General features: G+C 61.9%; 19 protein-coding genes. 10 read left to right on the top strand and 9 right to left on the bottom strand.

Annotated elements, in window-relative coordinates:
• Nucleotides 1–37: 37 nt before the first annotated feature.
• The gene (locus ACROHD_RS18040) at nucleotides 38–565 is read right to left on the bottom strand and encodes a PaaI family thioesterase (RefSeq protein WP_432679803.1); all 528 of its coding nucleotides are present in this window, start codon (nucleotides 563–565) and stop codon (nucleotides 38–40) included.
• Complete coding sequence (locus ACROHD_RS18035) at nucleotides 562–1,008, bottom strand: PaaI family thioesterase (protein ID WP_432679802.1); 447 nt, start codon at nucleotides 1,006–1,008, stop codon at nucleotides 562–564. The genes ACROHD_RS18040 and ACROHD_RS18035 overlap by 4 nt, the downstream gene beginning before the upstream one ends.
• 124 nt (nucleotides 1,009–1,132) lie before the next feature.
• On the opposite strand from ACROHD_RS18035, the gene ACROHD_RS18030 reads away from it, so the two are divergent.
• The 9 genes from ACROHD_RS18030 to ACROHD_RS17990 all read left to right on the top strand — a co-directional run bounded on the left by ACROHD_RS18030 (nucleotide 1,133) and on the right by ACROHD_RS17990 (nucleotide 10,849).
• Nucleotides 1,133–1,498 (top strand): MerR family transcriptional regulator, encoded by a 366-nt coding sequence (locus ACROHD_RS18030; protein WP_432679801.1) that lies wholly within the window; start codon nucleotides 1,133–1,135, stop codon nucleotides 1,496–1,498.
• Nucleotides 1,499–1,708: 210 nt separating this feature from the next.
• Complete coding sequence (locus ACROHD_RS18025; protein ID WP_432679817.1) at nucleotides 1,709–2,107, top strand: MerR family transcriptional regulator; 399 nt, start codon at nucleotides 1,709–1,711, stop codon at nucleotides 2,105–2,107.
• A gap of 31 nt (nucleotides 2,108–2,138) precedes the next feature.
• Nucleotides 2,139–3,911, top strand: a complete 1,773-nt coding sequence (locus tag ACROHD_RS18020; protein ID WP_432679800.1) for an acyl-CoA dehydrogenase C-terminal domain-containing protein — start codon at nucleotides 2,139–2,141, stop codon at nucleotides 3,909–3,911.
• A gap of 9 nt (nucleotides 3,912–3,920) precedes the next feature.
• Nucleotides 3,921–4,133 (top strand): hypothetical protein, encoded by a 213-nt coding sequence (locus tag ACROHD_RS18015; RefSeq protein ID WP_420395235.1) that lies wholly within the window; start codon nucleotides 3,921–3,923, stop codon nucleotides 4,131–4,133.
• Between the two features lie 298 nt (nucleotides 4,134–4,431).
• Nucleotides 4,432–5,067 (top strand): glutathione S-transferase family protein, encoded by a 636-nt coding sequence (locus ACROHD_RS18010; RefSeq protein ID WP_432679799.1) that lies wholly within the window; start codon nucleotides 4,432–4,434, stop codon nucleotides 5,065–5,067.
• 16 nt (nucleotides 5,068–5,083) lie between these two features.
• Entirely contained in the window at nucleotides 5,084–6,295 is a 1,212-nt protein-coding gene (locus ACROHD_RS18005) for an acetyl-CoA C-acetyltransferase (RefSeq protein WP_432679798.1), read from the top strand.
• Nucleotides 6,295–6,768, top strand: a complete 474-nt coding sequence (locus ACROHD_RS18000; RefSeq protein ID WP_432679797.1) for a cupin domain-containing protein — start codon at nucleotides 6,295–6,297, stop codon at nucleotides 6,766–6,768. The genes ACROHD_RS18005 and ACROHD_RS18000 overlap by 1 nt, the downstream gene beginning before the upstream one ends.
• Nucleotides 6,765–8,972, top strand: coding sequence for a 3-hydroxyacyl-CoA dehydrogenase NAD-binding domain-containing protein (locus ACROHD_RS17995; RefSeq protein ID WP_432679796.1), 2,208 nt, complete (start codon nucleotides 6,765–6,767; stop codon nucleotides 8,970–8,972). The genes ACROHD_RS18000 and ACROHD_RS17995 overlap by 4 nt, the downstream gene beginning before the upstream one ends.
• A 245-nt stretch (nucleotides 8,973–9,217) precedes the next feature.
• Nucleotides 9,218–10,849 (top strand): AMP-binding protein, encoded by a 1,632-nt coding sequence (locus tag ACROHD_RS17990; RefSeq protein ID WP_432679795.1) that lies wholly within the window; start codon nucleotides 9,218–9,220, stop codon nucleotides 10,847–10,849.
• Between the two features lie 7 nt (nucleotides 10,850–10,856).
• Here the strand turns inward: ACROHD_RS17990 and ACROHD_RS17985 are convergent, their stop codons facing one another.
• The 3 genes from ACROHD_RS17985 to ACROHD_RS17975 form a co-directional block, all read right to left on the bottom strand.
• Nucleotides 10,857–11,681: a CPBP family glutamic-type intramembrane protease gene (locus ACROHD_RS17985; protein ID WP_432679794.1), complete on the bottom strand. Its 825-nt coding sequence runs from the start codon at nucleotides 11,679–11,681 to the stop codon at nucleotides 10,857–10,859.
• A 131-nt stretch (nucleotides 11,682–11,812) separates the two neighbouring features.
• On the bottom strand, nucleotides 11,813–12,748 hold the full coding sequence (locus ACROHD_RS17980; RefSeq protein WP_432679793.1) for a Hint domain-containing protein: 936 nt from the start codon (nucleotides 12,746–12,748) through the stop codon (nucleotides 11,813–11,815).
• Nucleotides 12,749–13,177: 429 nt separating this feature from the next.
• Nucleotides 13,178–13,567, bottom strand: coding sequence for a GFA family protein (locus ACROHD_RS17975; protein ID WP_432679792.1), 390 nt, complete (start codon nucleotides 13,565–13,567; stop codon nucleotides 13,178–13,180).
• A gap of 172 nt (nucleotides 13,568–13,739) precedes the next feature.
• On the opposite strand from ACROHD_RS17975, the gene ACROHD_RS17970 reads away from it, so the two are divergent.
• Nucleotides 13,740–14,756, top strand: a complete 1,017-nt coding sequence (locus ACROHD_RS17970) for a M48 family metalloprotease (protein WP_432679791.1) — start codon at nucleotides 13,740–13,742, stop codon at nucleotides 14,754–14,756.
• Nucleotides 14,757–14,789: 33 nt separating this feature from the next.
• On the opposite strand, the gene ACROHD_RS17965 is transcribed toward ACROHD_RS17970, so the two are convergent.
• The 4 genes from ACROHD_RS17965 to ACROHD_RS17950 all read right to left on the bottom strand — a co-directional run.
• The gene (locus tag ACROHD_RS17965) at nucleotides 14,790–15,905 is read right to left on the bottom strand and encodes an SPOR domain-containing protein (RefSeq protein WP_432679790.1); all 1,116 of its coding nucleotides are present in this window, start codon (nucleotides 15,903–15,905) and stop codon (nucleotides 14,790–14,792) included.
• 69 nt (nucleotides 15,906–15,974) lie between these two features.
• Nucleotides 15,975–16,604, bottom strand: coding sequence for a uracil phosphoribosyltransferase (gene upp / locus ACROHD_RS17960; RefSeq protein ID WP_432679789.1), 630 nt, complete (start codon nucleotides 16,602–16,604; stop codon nucleotides 15,975–15,977).
• Complete coding sequence (locus ACROHD_RS17955; protein WP_432679788.1) at nucleotides 16,604–17,587, bottom strand: adenosine deaminase; 984 nt, start codon at nucleotides 17,585–17,587, stop codon at nucleotides 16,604–16,606. The genes upp and ACROHD_RS17955 overlap by 1 nt, the downstream gene beginning before the upstream one ends.
• Nucleotides 17,584–18,285: phosphopentomutase (locus ACROHD_RS17950; protein ID WP_432679787.1), on the bottom strand; the 702-nt coding region annotated here is incomplete at its 5' end. The genes ACROHD_RS17950 and ACROHD_RS17955, both read right to left, overlap by 4 nt.

The raw sequence follows: 18,285 nt of genomic DNA, 5'->3' as shown, positions 1-18,285 counted from the left end.
CCGTTTGTGGGAAATGGCGTCGACGCCGCCTGCCAACTCAGCCAATGTGCGCGCCGCTGCCGTTCCGGGACGGCATCAGAAAATGCCCCGTGGCCTGCGCAAACAGCTTGTCGCGATTGTCCTGCCATGCCTCGACATGAACACTGGCATAGCGCCGTCCCGACCGGTTCACCCGCGCCCGCGCATAGGCATCGCGCGGCAGACCGGCGCGCAGGTAGTCAACGGTGAAATCGATGGTCTTGGGCAGGCGTGGCATGGTCTCGGGCCCCAGATCCTCGGCGGCGACGCGGCCGGTTTCGATATCGTCCCACAGAGTTTGCCAGCTCAGCCCTATGATAGAGGTCACCTCCAGGAAAGACGCAATCGCCCCGCCATGCAGGGCGGGCAGGAACGGGTTGCCAATGAGCTTCTCATCATAGTGCATGATCGCCGTCAGCTCATCGCCACGCCGGTCGAACTCGATGCCCATGAAACGCGCATAGGGAACGCCCTGCACCAACAGCTCCAACGCGCGGTCGCGGCGTTCCTTGACGACCTGAACGGGTTCGGGGCGGGGGCGGCTCATGCCTTGGTCTCCTTCGGGCGTTCGACGGTAAAGGCCCCGGCGGCGGTGGCCACGGGGCGATCCTCGTCTTCGTCAAATGCACTGGCGCGCACGAAGCCTACAGACCGGGTGATGTTGTAGCACTCCGCCCGCGCAACGATGCGCTGGCCGGGCGTCGCGGGGCGCATATAGTCGATGCGCAGATCAATCGTGGCCGTGCCCGCGGGCGCATCCGGGTGGCTCATGACCGCCGCCCCCCCGCAGGTGTCCATCAACGCGGACACAGCGCCCCCGTGAATGACACCGCTGCGCGGATCACCTACCAGCTTCTCGGACCACGGCATCGAGATCTCGGCAAACCCGTCACCAATATCATCCAGGTTCATCCCCAGAGCCTTGGAAAACGGGATCGCTTCAATAAATTGCTTGGCGATCCGGGCCTTTTCGCCGGCTTTCAGCGTCATGAGGAGCCTCTTTGCTTGCCATCTGGATATCTGGATAGGAGAACAGGGAACACGGTTTTGCATTCCCCGCAAGCCTGATGCAAAATCCCGTAACGGAACAAGACGGATCACATTCGGGACGATCATGACGGACGAGCGACTGACATTCAAAGAGATGTGCGAACGGTTCGATGTAACACCCCGTACCTTGCGCCATTATGAATATATCGAACTTCTGTTTCCCGAAAAGGAAGGGCGCCAACGCTTCTACGGACCACGAGAGGTGGCCCGCATGACCCTGATCCTTCGTGGTCGGCGCTTTGGCTTCAAGCTGGAGGATCTGCGCCAATGGCTGGAGCTTTACAACGCCGATCCCGAACAGCGCCTGCAACGCAAGGTCTGGATGGAGATGGCTGGCAAACAACTGGACGAGTTGCGCAGCCGCCGCGATGAGCTAGACGAAATCATCGTCGAGCTGGAGCGGATGCGCGACGTCTGGGATCAGTCGTAAGATTGATTCGCGGGCCGGGATTTCGACAGAAATCTGACCGGAGGCTTGTGCGTCTCCAGCGAAAACCGGGCGGAATTCTGCTGACGCGTGGTCAATTTCAAAAGTGACGCGACGTCTCTTTTACGTTAACGTAAACTCTTCTTGTAAGGTGGCTCCGAAGAATCGCAAATCGGGACCATCGCAACAATGTTAATGACCATAGGTGACATCATGGATCCCGAAACCATGTCGATCCGCGAGATGTGCGACGCGTTCGAAGTCACGCCGCGCACCTTGCGTTTTTACGAGTCAAAGGAACTGCTTTTCCCGATCCGGGAAGGCCAGAAACGGCTGTTCACCCGGCGTGACCGGGCCCGGCTGAAGCTGATCCTGCGCGGCAAGCGCTTCGGCTTTTCGCTCGAGGAAATCCGGCAGCTCCTCGAACTCTACTATGTTGGCGACCAACAGGAAACGCAGCTCAAGCGCACTCTGGAAGTGGCGCGCGAACGGCTCGACGACCTGGAACGCCGCCGCGCCGAACTGGACGATGCCATCGACGAGATGAAGTCTCAGATGGGCATGGTCAATGACATGCTGACCAGCCTTTCGGGCGGTCAGAAAACCGCCTGACACCCCTTTTCTGCTTCTTCGGGAGGACCAGATGCCGAGCTACACCGCCCCCACCAAGGACATGCAATTCATCCTGCACGATGTGCTGAAGGTGACCGAGCAATCCATCCCCGGCTATGACGAGCTGGACCGTGACTTCACCGCTGCCATCCTGGAAGAATGCGGCAAGCTGAATTCCGAGGTTCTGGCCCCGCTCAACGTCGTTGGCGACACCGAGGGCTGCGTGCTGGAAAACGGTGTGGTGCGTACCCCCACCGGTTTCAAAGCAGCCTTCGATCAGGTCCGCGAGGGCGGCTGGCCGGGGCTGGACATGCCAGAGGAGTTTGGCGGCCAGAACATGCCCTTCGTCATGGGCGCGGCCACGCTGGAAATGTTCGCAGCCTCCAACCAGGCATTCGCCATGTATCAGGGCCTGACCCACGGTGCGGCCTCGGCCATTCTCGCGCATGGCTCCGATCAGCAGAAGGCAACCTACCTGCCCAAGATGATCGCCTGCGAGTGGACCGGCACCATGAACCTGACCGAGCCCCATTGCGGCACCGATCTGGGCCTCATGCGCACCAAGGCGGAACCGCAGGACGACGGCAGCTACGCCATCACCGGGCAGAAGATCTTCATCTCGGCCGGTGAACACGACATGGCCGACAACATCATTCACCTCGTCCTCGCCAAGATCCCCGGCGGCCCCGAAGGCATCAAGGGCGTGTCGCTCTTCATCGTTCCCAAGTTCATCGTCAACGAAGATGGCAGCCTTGGCGAGCGCAACGGCGTCGCCTGCGGGAAGATCGAAGAAAAGATGGGCATCCACGGCAACTCTACCTGCGTCATGAACTATGACGGGGCCAAGGGCTGGCTGCTTGGCGATCTGCACAAGGGTATGCGTGCCATGTTCACCATGATGAACGAAGCCCGCATCGGCGTTGGTATGCAAGGCTTGGCCCAGGCCGAAGCCGCGTACCAGAATGCGCTGATCTATGCCAAGGACCGCCTTCAGGGCCGTGCTGTGACTGGCGTTGAAAACCCTGACGGCCCCGCCGATCCGCTGATCGTGCATCCCGATATCCGCCGGAGCCTCATGGATCAGAAAAGCTTCACCGAGGGCGCGCGCGCCTTCGTCCTGTGGGGCGCGACGCTGATCGACCAGGCCCATCGCGCGGGCGACGCCGATGCCGACGGTCTGATCTCGCTGATGACCCCAGTCATCAAGGGCTTCCTGACCGACAAGGGTTACGACATGACCGTGCAGGCCCAGCAGGTCTATGGCGGCCACGGCTATATCGAGGAATGGGGCATGTCGCAGTTCACCCGCGACGCCCGGATCGCGATGATCTACGAAGGCGCCAATGGCGTTCAGGCGCTCGACCTCGTGGGCCGCAAGCTGGCCGCCGATGGCGGCAAACATGTCATGGCCTTCTTCGAAATGGTCAAATCCTTCTGCAAGGACAATGGCGACGAGGCGATGGAACCCTACGTGGCCCCGCTCAAGCAGGCCTCGAAGGACCTTCAGGCCGCAGGCATGTTCTTCATGCAAAACGGCATGAAAAACCCCAACGCCGCGCTCGCCGGATCGACCGATTTCATGCATATGATGGGCCATGTCTGCCTGGCGCTGATGTGGGCGCGGATGGCGAAAACCTCGCTTGAGGCCCTTGCAAACGGCACATCCGACCCTGATTTCCATCAGACCAAGCTCGTGACCGCGCGCTATTACATGACCCGCCAATTGCCCGCCACGGGCATGCATCTGGCGCGGATCCAGTCCGGCGCCGACACGGTCATGGGTCTGACTGCGGACCAGTTCTGAGGGGATCCGATGCCAAAACGCCTGCGCCTCACCCGCCGCCCCAATATCGCGATGTCCGAAGACGGGTATCGCAAACTGAGGGCGCTGGCCGGTGAGGCCGGGCTTGATGAGGGGGAGTTCCTCTCCTTCCTCTTCGAGAACTGGAAAAGCGTGGTGGATGAGGACAATTTCACCCACCGCATCCGCCTGTTCAATTCAGAGCTGGAAACAAGAAAGCGGTAAGGTCTGGCAGGGGCCTTGAAGCGGAGGATTTGGGTATTTTTGCAAAGAAGAAGGGGTAAGACATCCCATCTGCCAGCCATCGTTTCGAAGCCCGAACCGGGCCAGCAGGACGACATGGCAAACAGGATGCCTTCTCCTTTGGCGGTCATCGGCTCCCCAGCCTGTACCGCGCTTAGGAAGCTAGGCGGTTAACCTTAACAAACCGTTATGAGCCTTCTTCTTTGCGAAAATACCCCGCAGGGGGTCTGGGGGATGCGAAATCCCCCAGCGGCGCAACACTGGCCAAGGAGGATGGCGTATGACGATCAAGCTCTACTGCTTCGGGGAAAGCGGCAATGCCTACAAGGCGGCGCTGGCGCTGGAGCTGTCCGGCCTCGAATGGGAACCGGTAAAGGTTGACTTCTTTGGCGGTGAAACGCGCACGCCCGAATACCGCGCCACCATCAATGAAATGGGCGAAGCGCCGGTTATGGTAGATGGCGACGTCAGGCTCACCCAGTCAGGCGCGATCCAGCAATATGTGACCGACAAAAGCGGCAAGCATGGCGGCGCGCCCGAAGACAAATACGAAGTGCTCCGTTGGGTTCTGTGGGACAATCACAAGCTGTCCAGCCAGGCCGGGATGACCCGTTTCCTGATGAACTTCCTGCCCGAGAAGCATCGCGACCCCAACGTGATCGCCTTCATGCAGGGCCGCCTGAAAGCCGCCTATGCTACGCTCAACGCCCATCTGGAGGGCCGCGACTGGATCGTGGGTGACGATATCACCAACGCCGATCTCTCCAGCTGCGGCTATCTCTATTATCCCGAGCCCTTTGGCTTTGACCGGGCCGAGTGGCCCCATATCGACGCCTGGCTCACCCGCCTTTCCGAAACGCCGGGGTGGCAACACCCCTACGACCTGATGCCCGGCAGCCCCGCTGACCGCGCGTGAAGTGAAGAGGACGATCATGACCGAAGCCTATATCTACGACGCCATCCGCACCCCCCGCGGCAAAGGCCGCAAGGACGGCAGCCTGCATGAGGTCAGCGCCGCGCGGCTGTCCGCGATTGCGCTTAACGCCCTGAAGGACCGCAACAACCTGGAAGGCCACGCCGTCGAGGATGTGATCTGGGGCAACGTCACGCAAGTGGCCGAACAGGGCGCCTGCCTGGCGCGTACCGCGGTTCTGGCCTCTGAGCTTGACGAGTCGATCCCCGGCCTCTCCATCAACCGCTTCTGCGCGAGCGGTTTGGAGGCGGTGAACCTCGCTGCCAACCAGGTACGCGGCGGCGCGGGCAATGCCTATATCGCCGGCGGCGTGGAAAGCATGAGCCGCACCCCCATGGGCATGGATGGCGGCGCGATTGCGGTCGATCCTGCCATTGCGATGGACAATTACTTTGTCCCTCAGGGTATCTCGGCCGATATCATCGCCACCGAATACGGCTTCACCCGCGATCAGGCGGATGCGCTGGCGGTGGAATCCCAGAAACGCGCGAAAGCGGCCTGGGACGCGGGTCGCTTTGCCAAATCCATCGTGCCCGTGAATGACCAGAACGGTCTGCCGATCCTGGCCCATGACGAATACATGCGTCCTCAGACCGACATGCAGTCGCTTGGCGGATTGAAGCCCAGCTTCAAGGACATGGGCGAGGTCATGCCCGGTTTCGACGCCGTGGCCCTGATGAAATACCCGCATCTGGAACGGATCAACCACATCCACCACGCGGGCAACAGCTCCGGCATCGTCGATGGCGCTGCCGCCGTTCTGATCGGCAACAAGGAGTTCGGCGAGGCCATGGGCCTCAAGCCACGCGCCCGCATCCGGGCCACCGCCAAGATCGGCACCGACCCTACCATCATGCTGACCGGACCAGTTCCCGTGACCCAGAAGATCCTTGCCGAATCCGGCATGACCATCGGCGATCTGGACCTGTTCGAAGTGAACGAGGCCTTCGCCTCGGTCGTCATGCGCTTCCAGCAGGCCTTCGACGCGGATTGGGACAAGATCAACGTCAATGGCGGCTCCATCGCCATGGGTCACCCGCTTGGCGCGACCGGCGCGATGATCCTTGGCACGCTGTTGGACGAACTGGAACGCTCCGACAAGGAAACCGGGCTTGCGACGCTCTGCATCGGCTCCGGCATGGGCGCGGCAACCATCATCGAGCGCGTCTGATGCCCAAGATAGACCTTTCAAAACTGGAAGCCCGCACCGGTTCCATCTACCCCGCGCCCTATGATGCGGAGATGGAGGGACGCAGCTCGCTTCGCGTGGGCGATGCGGGTGGCCTGACTCAGTTCGGCGCGAATATCGTGATCCTCGCCCCCGGCGCGAAATCCAGCCTGCGCCACTGGCATGTGGAACAGGACGAATTCGTCATGGTCACGCAAGGTATCTGCACGCTGGTCGATGACCAGGGCGAAACCCAGATGACCGTGGGCGATTGCGCCACCTTCCCGGCCAATGACGGCAACGGGCATCACTTCATCAACAATACCGATGACGAGGCGCACTTTCTCGTCATCGGCACCCGCACCCCCACTGAGACTGCCTGGTACAGCGATCTCGACCTGAAAATCAGCGTCGACGCGACCGGTTTCAATTTTACCCGCAAAGACGGCACCCCGCTCAAGGGAGATGACAAATGACCGATTTCACCATGACCACGGACGCCGACGGCGTCGCCACCATCCTGTGGGACACCCAGGGCAAGAGTATGAACGTGATGACGCTGGAGGGCTGGGACGAGCTCGACCAGCTGATCGATCAGGCGCTGGCCGATGACGCGATCAAGGGCGTGATCCTGACCAGCGGCAAGCCCGGCAGTTTCGCTGGCGGCATGGACCTCAAGGTCATCGCCAAGATGAAGGAAATGGCGGGCGACAACCCGGCCAAGGGGTTGTTTGACGGGATCATGAATGCGCACCGGATCATGCGCAAGATCGAGCGCGCGGGCATGGACCCGAAGACCAATAAGGGCGGCAAGCCGATTGCCTGCGCCCTGCCCGGCACCGCGCTTGGCATCGGTCTGGAAATTCCGCTTTCGTGTCACCGCATCTTTGCCGCCGACAACCCAAAGGCCAAGATCGGCCTGCCGGAAATCATGGTCGGCATCTTCCCCGGCGCAGGCGGCACCACCCGCCTCGTGCGAAAGATGGGCGCGATGACGGCCAGCCCCTTCCTGCTGGAAGGCAAGCTGTCTGACCCCAAGAAGGCCAAGGCTGCGGGCATCGTGGATGAGGTTGTTCCGGCGGACGAGCTGCTAACGGCCGCGAAAGACTGGGTCCTGAACGCCAAGGACGCCGATATCGTCAAGCCGTGGGACCAGAAGGGCTACAAGATGCCCGGCGGCGCCCCCTACTCGCCCTCTGGCTTCATGACCTATGTGGGCGCGTCCGCCATGGTGCATGGCAAGACCAAGGGCGTCTACCCGGCGGCCAAGGCGTTGCTGTCGGCCGTCTATGAAGGGGCATTGGTGCCCTTCGACACGGCGCTGAAGGTGGAGGCACGCTGGTTCACCAACGTGCTGATGAACCCCTCGTCCTCGGCCATGATCAACAGCCTCTTCGTAAACAAGGAAGCGCTGGAAAAAGGCGCGAACCGTCCCGATGTGGCCGATGAGACCGTCAAGAAAGTCGGCGTACTAGGCGCGGGCATGATGGGCGCGGGCATCGCCTATGTCTCCGCCAAGGCCGGGATCGAGGTTGTGCTGATCGACAACACCCAAGAGGCCGCCGACCGGGGTAAATCCTATTCCACCGGCATCCTCGACAAGGGCATTTCGCGCCGCAAGGTGACGGAAGAGCAGAAGGCGGAGCTTCTGGCCCGCATCACAGCCACCACCGACTACGCCGCGCTCGAAGGCTGCGACCTGATCGTTGAGGCCGTGTTCGAAGACCCCGCCGTCAAGGCCGAAGTCACCGCCAAGGCAGAGGCCGTGATCCCCGCGGACGCGATCTTTGCAACCAACACCTCGACCCTGCCGATCAGCGATCTGGCAAAGGCCAGCAGCCGGCCCGAGCAGTTCATTGGCATCCACTTCTTCAGCCCCGTCGACAAGATGCTGCTGGTGGAGATCATCAAGGGCAAGGAAACCGGAAACCGGGCCGTGGCCAAGGCGCTCGACTACGTGCGCCAGATCCGCAAGACGCCCATCGTCGTCAATGACGCCCGCTTCTTCTACGCCAACCGCTGCATCATTCCCTACATCAACGAAGGCATTCGCATGGTGAAGGAAGGCGTATCGCCGGTCCTGATCGAGAATGCGGCGAAGCTCGTGGGAATGCCGCTTGGCCCCCTGCAACTGGTAGATGAGACCTCGATCGACCTCGGCGTGAAGATCGCCAAGGCCACCAAGGCCGCCATGGGCGACGCCTATCCCGATGCCGCCGTCGATGACGTGCTGTTCTGGATGGCCGACGAGGGCCGCCTTGGCCGCAAGTCCAACTCGGGCTTCTACGCCTATGATGACGCAGGCAAGCGTCAGGGCCTGTGGGATGGTCTGGCCGCGAAATACCCGGTTGCGGATGATCAAACCGATCTGGTCGAAGTCCAGCACCGCCTGCTGTTCGCACAGGTGCTGGAAGCCGTCCGCGCACTGGAGGAAGGCGTGCTGGAAGACATCCGCGAGGGCGATGTCGGCGCGATCCTCGGTTGGGGCTTTGCGCCCTGGTCCGGTGGCCCGTTCTCCTGGCTCGACATGCTCGGGACGCCCTATGCCGCTGAACGCTGCGATCAGCTGACCGAAACCTATGGCGACCGGTTCTCCACGCCCGAGCTGCTGCGCGAGATGGCGGGTAAAGGGCAGAGCTTCTATGGCCGCTTCGGCCCGCAGGCGCAGAAAGCCGCCTGACCGCCGGGCAGCGCCCCAACGACAATAGCGAACGCCGGTCCAAAGGGGCCGGCGTTTGTCATTCCTGGCTGCCAGGGCCGCAGACCCGCCCGATCCGCCACCTCACGGGCCCCATTCCCCCGCAATCGGGCCCCAAATGTCTGACATTTGATCCCGCAGGTCGCTTCTGCCCCTTTCATTTTGCAAATTCTCTGCCAAAACTCGGCCCACAGAGGGGAATTCCGCGACATCAGGGAGGGCCACACATGGGCTGGATGAAGGATGAAACCGGGCTGGAAAAGCGCGCCGCGAATTTCGTGCCGCTGACACCACTGTCGCATCTCAAACGCGCCGTGCTGGTTTTTCCCCAGGCCGAAGCGCTGGTCTATGGCAGCTTCCGCAAGACCTATGCCGAATACCACGCTCGCGTGTCGCAGCTGGCCTCTGCCCTTGCCGGTCGCGGTGTTGCACCGGGCGATGTGGTTGCCACCGTCATGCCCAACGTCCCTGCCCAGGCCGAGGCGCTCTTTGGCGTTCCCGCCTGCGGGGCGGTTCTGAACACGATCAACACGCGGCTTGAGATTGGCACGATCAGCTACATCCTCGACCATGGCGAAGCCTCTGTTGTTCTGGTCGATACCCAGTTCCTCGGTGCCGTCGAAGCGGCGCTGAAAGAGATGGAAGCCGAAGACCTGCCACTGATCGTTGAGGTTCCCGACGATCAGGCGGGCTACCCCGCCTCAGGCCGGCACCTGACCTATGAGGATCTGCTGGCTGAGGGTGATACCGATTTCGAATGGATCATGCCCGAAGATGAGTGGGAGAGCATCGCGCTCAACTACACCTCCGGCACCACGGGCCGCCCCAAGGGCGTCGTCTATCACCATCGCGGCGCCTATCTGATTACCATGGGCACGCCGATTTCCTGGCGGATGACCCTGCACCCCCGCCTTCTGACCATCGTGCCCTTCTTCCACTGTAACAACTGGTGTCACACCTGGATGCTGCCCGCGCTTGGCGGCACCGTCGTCTGCTGCCGCGATGTGACCGCCAAGGCGATCTACGACGCCATCGCCGATGAGGGCGTGACCCATTTCGGCGGTGCGCCCATCGTGCTGAATATGATCGTCAACAGCGCCGAGGCCGACCGCCGCTCCTTTGATCACGTGGTCGAGGTCTTTACCGCAGGCGCCCCTCCCGCCGCCGCTACGCTGGCCGCGATCGAGCCCATGGGCTTCAACGTCACCCAGGTCTATGGGCTGACCGAAACCTATGGCCACGCCACCGAATGCGTCTGGAAGGACGACCAGTGGGGCGCGCTGACCCAGGAAGACCGCGCCGCGATCAAGGCGCGCCAGGGCGTTGCGCTGCCCAATATGGAACCGATCATCGTCACTGACAGCGACATGGTGCCGATCCCGATGGACGGCACCGCCACGGGCGAGATCATGATCCGCGGCAATTCAGTGATGAAGGGCTATTACAAGAACCCCCGCGCCACGGCCGAGGCCTTCAAGGGCGGCTATTTTCATTCCGGCGACATCGCGCTTCAGCACCCCGACACCTACATCCAGATCGCAGACCGCGCCAAGGACATCATCATCTCGGGCGGCGAGAATATCAGCTCGGTCGAGGTCGAGGGCGCGCTGATGCACCACCCTGCCGTGCTGCTCTGCGCCGTGGTGGCCAAGCCCGACGACAAATGGGGCGAGGTGCCCTGCGCCTTCGTGGAACTGAAACCGGGGGTCGAGGCCAGCGAGGCCGACCTCATCGCCTTCGCCCGCCAACGGCTGGCAGGCTTCAAAACCCCCAAGCGCGTGGTGTTCCAGGAACTGCCCAAGACCTCGACGGGCAAGATCCAGAAATTCGAGTTGCGCAAGGTGGCGGTCGAGCTCTGATACATGCTTACCGGACCGCACCGCCGCAGCCCGGTACGACCTCTGCCACCGCGCCTTGGCGCGTGAACATCTCGTCCCGTTTCCACAGCACAACCAGCGCCGTCAGGGCGACCAGTATCCACGTGTCCCAGGGCTGCGCATCCGGCCAGAAGGGGTTGATCAACTGCCAATGGAACAGCATCGGCAGCAGAAGACTGCCGCGGGCGTTGTTGAAGATCGGCGTGACCAGAACCGCCAGCGTCACATTGCCGATGAAGAAGGGCAGGAACTGCCAGTCGGCATAGACGACGGTCGCGATGTAGAAGGCGGGAAGATGCCACAGCCCCCAAGTCGCCCCGATCAGCATTCCCGCCCAAATGGGTGCCATATGCCGTTGCAGGATCGGCTGCGCCACGCCGCGCCAGCCAAACTCCTCCATCGGGCCCAGAAACAGCATCACCCCGAGGAACAGGAACGCCATCCCGGCCCCCTCCTCCGGCAGATCTGCCATCAGCGCGCCGCCCTTGATCAGCGAGCCCGCCACGTAAACCAGCGGAATGCCCAGCAAGATCAGCAGCCACCAGACGGGCGCGCAACGCCATAGCAGGAGTCGGCCAAGAAACCCTCGCAGACCCGCGCCGCCGGTGGTGACTGCGACAACGCCGATCCCCATGATTGCCGGGGCCCAGGTGGCAAGGAAATAGAACGGGTGTCCCAGCTCCAGCGATCCGAACCGCGTGGCCATCGCATCGGGCCAAAAAATATAGGCCCCGACCACGCCCCAGGTGATGGCAAAGACACCCGTCACAAAGAAGAAGAGTGCCCCCGTGGGCACATCGGATCGTTTCGTCACACCGGATTTCCCCGAAAGTCATTCGGTGCGTTGATACGCCAGTTCCTCGACCCTGCCCTTGATCCGCATCAAGTCTTCCCTGTCCACCGCATCCAGCGCCCATTCATGTCGCAACCGGCATTTGGCGGTTGTCAGGCGGCGTGCACAGACCCCAGATGCGCAAGAATACGCCCCGGCACCTGCCTTGCACTCATGGCATGGGGATAGGGCAGTTCGTCCATCTCGGGCACGTCACCGTAAAGTGCCTCGAACTCAGCGTAGTTGTCGAAGACACGGCGCGAGACATTGTCGATGAAGGTCTCCGCCGGTGCGCCATTGGCCAATACGATCTCGTGCGCCTCGGTCTCGATGTGATAAACCGTGTAGCTTTCGCCCATCTCGGCCAAGGGCACCCGCGTGATGGTCTCGCCGTTTACAAGCGCCCCGGCATGGCAGATCACGCCATCAACCAGCATTCCATGATCAGCGGTCACGGTCAGGTCCGAATGCGGCAGCCCATTGCCCAAAGATCCGGCGGCGAACCGAACCAGTCTTAGGCGATCCGCTGCACCGAACCGCGTCTTGACGCTCTGCCGTCCGATCCATTTCACCTCGACTGCAAGACCCTCGGCCGTTAGAACCTCGTCACCAATCTGCAACCCCTCGACAGCGCGTTCGCCCATCGGGGTCGAAATCATCGTACCTGCAGCGAAACACAGGTAGGCCAAGGCCTGCGACTGGTAGACATTGGTGGTGCCAGAGCTGGGGATTATGTTCTGCGTGGTGCCATCCTGAGGAAGCGGGACCAGATAGGTAGTTCCATCCGAAAACACGCCATACTCAACCCCCGAACTGGTGATGGTATAACCGGTAAAATAAAAAGGAGCAGATACAAAGTAATCCACGCCTACATGCAGGTACCCGTCTTCACCGGGGTCGCCGATGTTGTAATTGTTGTCGGAGTCTGCACCGCCCACCCCGTGAACGACCGTGTTTGTCCAGTTCAGCGAACTGCCTGCATCGCCCTCGGTTCCGTTGATGGTCGCACCATCCAGCCCGATATATCCCTCGGTCGCTATTTCTGTCATTTGGCTATTCCCCAATACCATTGCATCGAGCCTGGTACGGTGCAGGCATAATTACCCGCGCGCTGTGCCTGATTGGCACGCCAGCCCCGGGCAGAACTGTGGCGCAGGATGCCCTTTCTGGCAAGATGCAAGGACAAACCACGTCCACGGCCTGACCAATATCGTCTAGGCGACCAATCTCCACTTACCCCAATGCTGCCCATTCGGCCTGAAAGGGTTGACCAGATCCCGGAACCGGCATCACGCCATGCCACAACGGCGCCATCCCGTGTCCCCGAACGGGGTCGTTCCGGCACCACCCTGTCGGCCCGTAATTGGCCGCGGGTGAAGACATGAGCACCCGTGTTGACCCCTTGCCGGGATGGCGCCGGTTTTTGACGGAAACAGACTCTGTGATGAGAACGCAATGAACGGCCCGCCAGCGCTATCTTATCCTTTCGCCTTACCCTCCTCCCGGTCCCGCTCAAACCGCTCCATGTCCGGAAATTCCGGCAACCAGTCTTCCCGGCGGATCGTCCAAAGCTCATAACTCGGGCGCAGTTGGCTGGGGCTGTCGAGACTGCCTAGATTGATCTCTATTTCTTCGCCGCTTTGCGAAAAGACTGACGATCCACAGCGGGGGCAAAAGGCGCGGCCCCGATAGCTGCCCGGCGTGCCAGTGATTTCGACCCTCTCTTCCATGAAGATGGCCGAAGCGTGGAACGGCGCACCGTGGAATTTGCGGCAATCGAGGCAATGGCAGATGCCCACCCGCAGCGGTTGCCCCCGCGCCGTGACCCGTACCGCCCCGCAGAGGCATCCACCAGAATAGCTGTCCATCTCTATCCCCCTTCCCGGTCGCCGGGACCGCAAAAAACCGTCTCCATGTATGTACGGGGGGTGCAAGGGAGGTGTACAGGGGGTGTACGGGTGGCACCGGGGCAGCATTGAACCGTTGTTACGGGCGGGTATTTCCGGTATTCTGTCAGAAAAACAAGGTGATAGATCGAGCATGACGGCGCTTTCGGAATACCAGCGTCTGGAGAGCACGGGGCTCTGGCGAGAGACCCCCGACAGCCAGCGCCGCGAGGTTGTGATCTCGCTCGGCGATGCGACGCTGGTGATTTCCACGATGGCCGAAACGGCGCTGTCCCACTGGTCTCTGCCTGCGGTCAAACGGTTGAATTCAGGGAAGATTCCGGCGCTCTACGCCCCCGATGGCGAAGCTGATGAATTGCTGGAAATCTCTGACGCCGACATGATCGACGCCATCGAACGGGTCCGCAACGCCATCGAGAAACGCCGCCCCCATCCAGGCCGCCTGCGTCTCTGGCTCGGCGCATTTCTCAGCCTCGTAACCCTCCTGATTTGCATCTTCTGGCTCCCTTCCGCCCTCACCCGCCAGACCGCTGAAATGCTGCCTGCGGCAAGCAGAACGGACATCGGGCAGAACATTCTGGCGGAAATGGCAGACCTTTCCGGCCGCCCCTGCGCAAGCCCCGGCGGCGTTTCGGCGATGCGCGATCTGAGCAGCACGGTGTTCGGTCAACGGGCCCCTCAGGTGATCGTTCTACCCTCTACCGCGCAGGCCACCGCCAGCCTGCCAGGCAATGTCATCGTGGTGAACAGATCCCTGGTTGAGGACTATGAGGGGCCAGAAGTGCTGGCCGGTTTCCTGTTGGTCGAGGATCTGCGCCGCCGCATTCAAGACCCGATGCTGTACCTGCTTGAACGGTCTGGCCTGATGGCCACCGGGCGGCTGCTGACCACGGGAGAGATCGATGAAAGCCACCTGCGCGCACATGCTGCCAGCTTGCTGACAACGGCGCCGTTCGATGTGGAGCTACCGCTGATCCTGGCCCGGTTCGAACGCGCCGGAATCTCGACTGAACCCTACGCCTATGCGCTGGACCTTACAGGGGAAACGGTGCTGGACCTGATTGAAGGCGACCCGATGCGCGGGCGCTTGCGCGCGCCGCTCATGTCGGACCAGCAGTGGATTTCCCTTCAGGAAATTTGTGGGGGCTAAGCCTGGGCGCACAACACCAATTCGCGCCTTGCGTCAGCGCGTTACCGCCCCGCTATAGCCAAGACCATGCGCCGCTGACAGCGTCCGGCCAAGCGTCTGCGCGTCCTCGAAGGGACCGGCCAGAACAACGTAACTGCCATAACCGCCACTGCTTTGCGCGATGCCGCCAAGCATCGTTGCCATGCCCTGCTGTTGCAGCCGAAGCCGCGCGGCATCCGCAGTGGCGCGGTCTGCATAGCGGGCAATCTCGACATAGCGATGCCCGGACGGAACAGTCGCCGCCGCGGCCTCTGACATGCTGTCGCCCGCCGCAATATTGGGTGTCGAGGAGGCGCGCGTCACCACCGGATCAGAGGCTGGAGACGACGCAACACGGGATACCGCCACACCGTCTGCGGCGGGGTCCACCGCAACACGCGGGAGCGTCTCGGACCAGATCTGCGCCATAGCCGCGTCACCCTCGGGCGTTGCATAGGGCAGTCCGCGCGCGGCGTTCAGACGACCATCGGTCCACGCTTGACGATAGCCTTCGGGAATGACCACCGGCGCCAGCTCCAGACGGCGAGACGGAGACGCCGCCCCAGCCATACGTAAAACCGGTTGACCATCGGCGGGATGAATGGCCTGCGGGCCACAGCGCACGCCAGACCCTTGCATATATTGCGCGGCCCCGGCAGGCAGGCCCTGACAGCTGACCACGCTTACCGCGGGCTGCTGCGGCACTGGACGGGTGGCGGGCGCGGCAGGTGCGGGCGCAGGGGACGCAACAGCCACAGCCGCAGGAGCCGCCGGTTGCGGTTGCACCACTGGTGTGGAAGGCGCGGCGGGGGCAACGACAATCTCGACCGGGGGCTCCTCAACCACAGGTTCAGGAGCAGCAGCAACAGCCACAGGGGCCGATCCGCCAACGGATGGTTCATACCCGCATAACGGTTGCCGGTCGCGCGTCACGCGTGGCACCCAGGTTTCCTGCCCGCCATAGCCCGCGCGGATGAACACACAGCCCCGGCTGTCGACATATTGGTCAGAGGAATAGCTGGCGGGCGGCGTTTCCGCCGGTCCACCAAGCTGCGCAATGCTTTGCGCGGAAACAGGAACGGCGACCACCGCCGCCACGGCCAATCCTGAAACGGCCCGCAACAGATACATACCAGACAACCCCCATTGCTGTACCGGAAACAGTGGCAGAGGATTGTCCGCAGGTAAAGAGCCCGTAGCTTATTTTGTGCCGAACATGCGGTCACCCGCATCCCCTAGGCCCGGAACGATATAACCCTTTTCATTCAAATGGCTATCGAGGGCGGCGGTGACGATGGGAACGTCCGGGTGCGCCTCTTTCATGCGGGCCACACCTTCCGGCGCGGCAAGCAGGCACAGGAAGCGGATGTTCTTGGCCCCGGCCTTTTTCAGCAGGTCAATGGCAGCGACCGAGCTGTTGCCCGTGGCCAGCATCGGATCGACGGCGATAACCATGCGCTCGCCCAGTTCATCGGGCACCTTGAAGTAGTATTGCACGGGCTCAAGCGTTTTTTCGTCCCGGTAGAGACCGACAAAGCCAACACGCGCCGAGGGGATCAGCTCCAGCATCCCGTCGAGCAGCCCATTGCCTGCCCGCAGGATCGAGATCAGCGCCAGCTTGCGGCCCGCCAGAACCGGCGCGTCCATATCGGTCAGGGGCGTGTCGATCTGTTTGGTGGTCATCGGCAGTTCGCGAGTGACCTCATAGGCGAGGAACTGGCTGATCTCGCGCAGAAGCTGGCGGAACACAGCGGTCGAGGTTTCTTTTTCCCGCATCAGCGTCAGCTTGTGCTGCACCAGTGGGTGATTGACGACGGTAAGATGCTGCATCAGGTCCCTTTCTTCAGTTTCTTGGCCACCCGCGCCCGCGTGTCTTCATCGCAGAAGGCGGCAGCGAGGGCATTGGCGTTGATCTCGTCAAAGATCTCTTCGTCCCAGCCGAACGTGTCTGCCAGGCGGTCATATTCGGTGGTCATGGTGGTGTGGAAGAAGGGCGGATCGTCGGTAGAGACAGTCACTTTCACCCCCCTTTCGCGCAGTTTTTCAATGGGATGGTCGCGCCAAGTGGGGAATACGCCCAGAAAGACGTTGGACCCCGGACAGCATTCCAGCGTGATCCCGGCCTCGGCGATTTCGTCAACAAGGGCGAGGTCGGTGATGGCCTGCACCCCATGGCCGATGCGTTCCACGTTCAGATCGCGGATCGCATCTCGGACACTTTCCGCACCGCCCCATTCGCCTGCATGGGCCGTTAGCTGCAAGCCCGCTTCACGGGCGCAATCGAAGGCCCAGAGGTAGTCTTTGGGCTTCCCGATCAGCTCATCGCCCGCGATGCCGAAGCCGGTGATGAAGCTGCCCTTTGTTTCTGCGGCGCAGACGGCAATCGGCTTGGCCTTCTCGGGGCCGAAATGGCGGATACAGGTGATGATGCCACGCAGGGTGATGCCAAGCTCTGCCTCTGCCTTGGCGGCGGTTTCCTCCATCGCGTACAGGTACTCGCGCCACGCACCCACATCGCCGCCACCGCAGAAATCGGGGCTGATGAAGGTCTCGGAATAGATAACGCCGTTTTCGGCACTTTCCTCCAGCACCGCGCGGGTCAGGCGGGCGTAATCCTCGGGCGTGGTCAGGACGCTTGTCGCGGCCTCGTAAACTTTCAAGAAGTGCCAGAAGTCCTTGTAGGAGTAACTGCCATCCTCGCGGAAGATGCCCGACAGATCGACGGATTTTTCCTTGGCAATCCCACGAATGAAGGCCGGTGGCGCACCACCTTCCAGATGCAGGTGAAGTTCGATCTTGGGAATGCTTTTCATAGGAAACTCTTGCCCGGCCCTTGTGATGGCACCCCCAGATGCGCGGCAATCGAGGCCGCGACATCGGTGAAGGCGCACAGCCCTATCTGCCCGGTTTGCGGCCCCTTGCCAAGGACCGGCACCCGTTCGCGCGTGTGGTCGGTACCGATCCAGGTGGGATCATTGCCGTGATCGGCGGTGAAGATCATCAGGTCATCAGGATGCAGCCGCGCCAGGATCGGGCCGATTTCGGCGTCGAACCACTCAAGATGGCGTGCATAGCCCGACACGTCGCGGCGATGGCCGTAGATGCTGTCGAACTCCACGAAATTGGCGAAGGTGAAACTGCCCTCTTCGGCAGTGTCCACAAGGTGCGAAAGATGCCCCATAAGCTTGGCATCGGCCCCTTTCACCACGTCATCGATCCCGCGCATCGAAAAGATATCGCCGATCTTGCCCACGGAATGCACCTTGCGCCCTGCCCCTTGCACCCAATCGCACAGCGTCGGCGCGGGGGGCATGATCGCGTAGTCGTGGCGGTTGGGCGTTCGGGTGTAATCGCCAGGCTCGCCCACGAAGGGCCGCGCAATCACCCGGCCCACTTTCATGGCGTGCAGCGTCGGGGCCAATTTTTCGCAAAGGTCATAAAGCCGGTCTAGGCCGAAGGTTTCTTCATGCGCGGCGATCTGGAAAACGCTGTCGGCCGAGGTGTAGCAGAT

The organism is Nioella aestuarii (genome assembly GCF_050896395.1).
Lineage (GTDB): Bacteria > Pseudomonadota > Alphaproteobacteria > Rhodobacterales > Rhodobacteraceae > Nioella > Nioella aestuarii.
The sequence above is the reverse complement of the archived record's forward strand: the minus strand, read 5'-3'. Positions and strand labels throughout refer to the sequence as shown.

Coding starts and splice junctions, on each gene's coding strand:
- ACROHD_RS18040 (WP_432679803.1), bottom strand. CDS start 565: ATGAGCCGCCCCCGCCCCGAACCCGTTCAGGTCGTCAAGGAACGCCGC.
- ACROHD_RS18035 (WP_432679802.1), bottom strand. CDS start 1,008: ATGACGCTGAAAGCCGGCGAAAAGGCCCGGATCGCCAAGCAATTTATT.
- ACROHD_RS18030 (WP_432679801.1), top strand. CDS start 1,133: ATGACGGACGAGCGACTGACATTCAAAGAGATGTGCGAACGGTTCGAT.
- ACROHD_RS18025 (WP_432679817.1), top strand. CDS start 1,709: ATGGATCCCGAAACCATGTCGATCCGCGAGATGTGCGACGCGTTCGAA.
- ACROHD_RS18020 (WP_432679800.1), top strand. CDS start 2,139: ATGCCGAGCTACACCGCCCCCACCAAGGACATGCAATTCATCCTGCAC.
- ACROHD_RS18015 (WP_420395235.1), top strand. CDS start 3,921: ATGCCAAAACGCCTGCGCCTCACCCGCCGCCCCAATATCGCGATGTCC.
- ACROHD_RS18010 (WP_432679799.1), top strand. CDS start 4,432: ATGACGATCAAGCTCTACTGCTTCGGGGAAAGCGGCAATGCCTACAAG.
- ACROHD_RS18005 (WP_432679798.1), top strand. CDS start 5,084: ATGACCGAAGCCTATATCTACGACGCCATCCGCACCCCCCGCGGCAAA.
- ACROHD_RS18000 (WP_432679797.1), top strand. CDS start 6,295: ATGCCCAAGATAGACCTTTCAAAACTGGAAGCCCGCACCGGTTCCATC.
- ACROHD_RS17995 (WP_432679796.1), top strand. CDS start 6,765: ATGACCGATTTCACCATGACCACGGACGCCGACGGCGTCGCCACCATC.
- ACROHD_RS17990 (WP_432679795.1), top strand. CDS start 9,218: ATGGGCTGGATGAAGGATGAAACCGGGCTGGAAAAGCGCGCCGCGAAT.
- ACROHD_RS17980 (WP_432679793.1), bottom strand. CDS start 12,748: ATGACAGAAATAGCGACCGAGGGATATATCGGGCTGGATGGTGCGACC.
- ACROHD_RS17975 (WP_432679792.1), bottom strand. CDS start 13,567: ATGGACAGCTATTCTGGTGGATGCCTCTGCGGGGCGGTACGGGTCACG.
- ACROHD_RS17970 (WP_432679791.1), top strand. CDS start 13,740: ATGACGGCGCTTTCGGAATACCAGCGTCTGGAGAGCACGGGGCTCTGG.
- ACROHD_RS17965 (WP_432679790.1), bottom strand. CDS start 15,905: ATGTATCTGTTGCGGGCCGTTTCAGGATTGGCCGTGGCGGCGGTGGTC.
- upp (WP_432679789.1), bottom strand. CDS start 16,604: ATGCAGCATCTTACCGTCGTCAATCACCCACTGGTGCAGCACAAGCTG.
- ACROHD_RS17955 (WP_432679788.1), bottom strand. CDS start 17,587: ATGAAAAGCATTCCCAAGATCGAACTTCACCTGCATCTGGAAGGTGGT.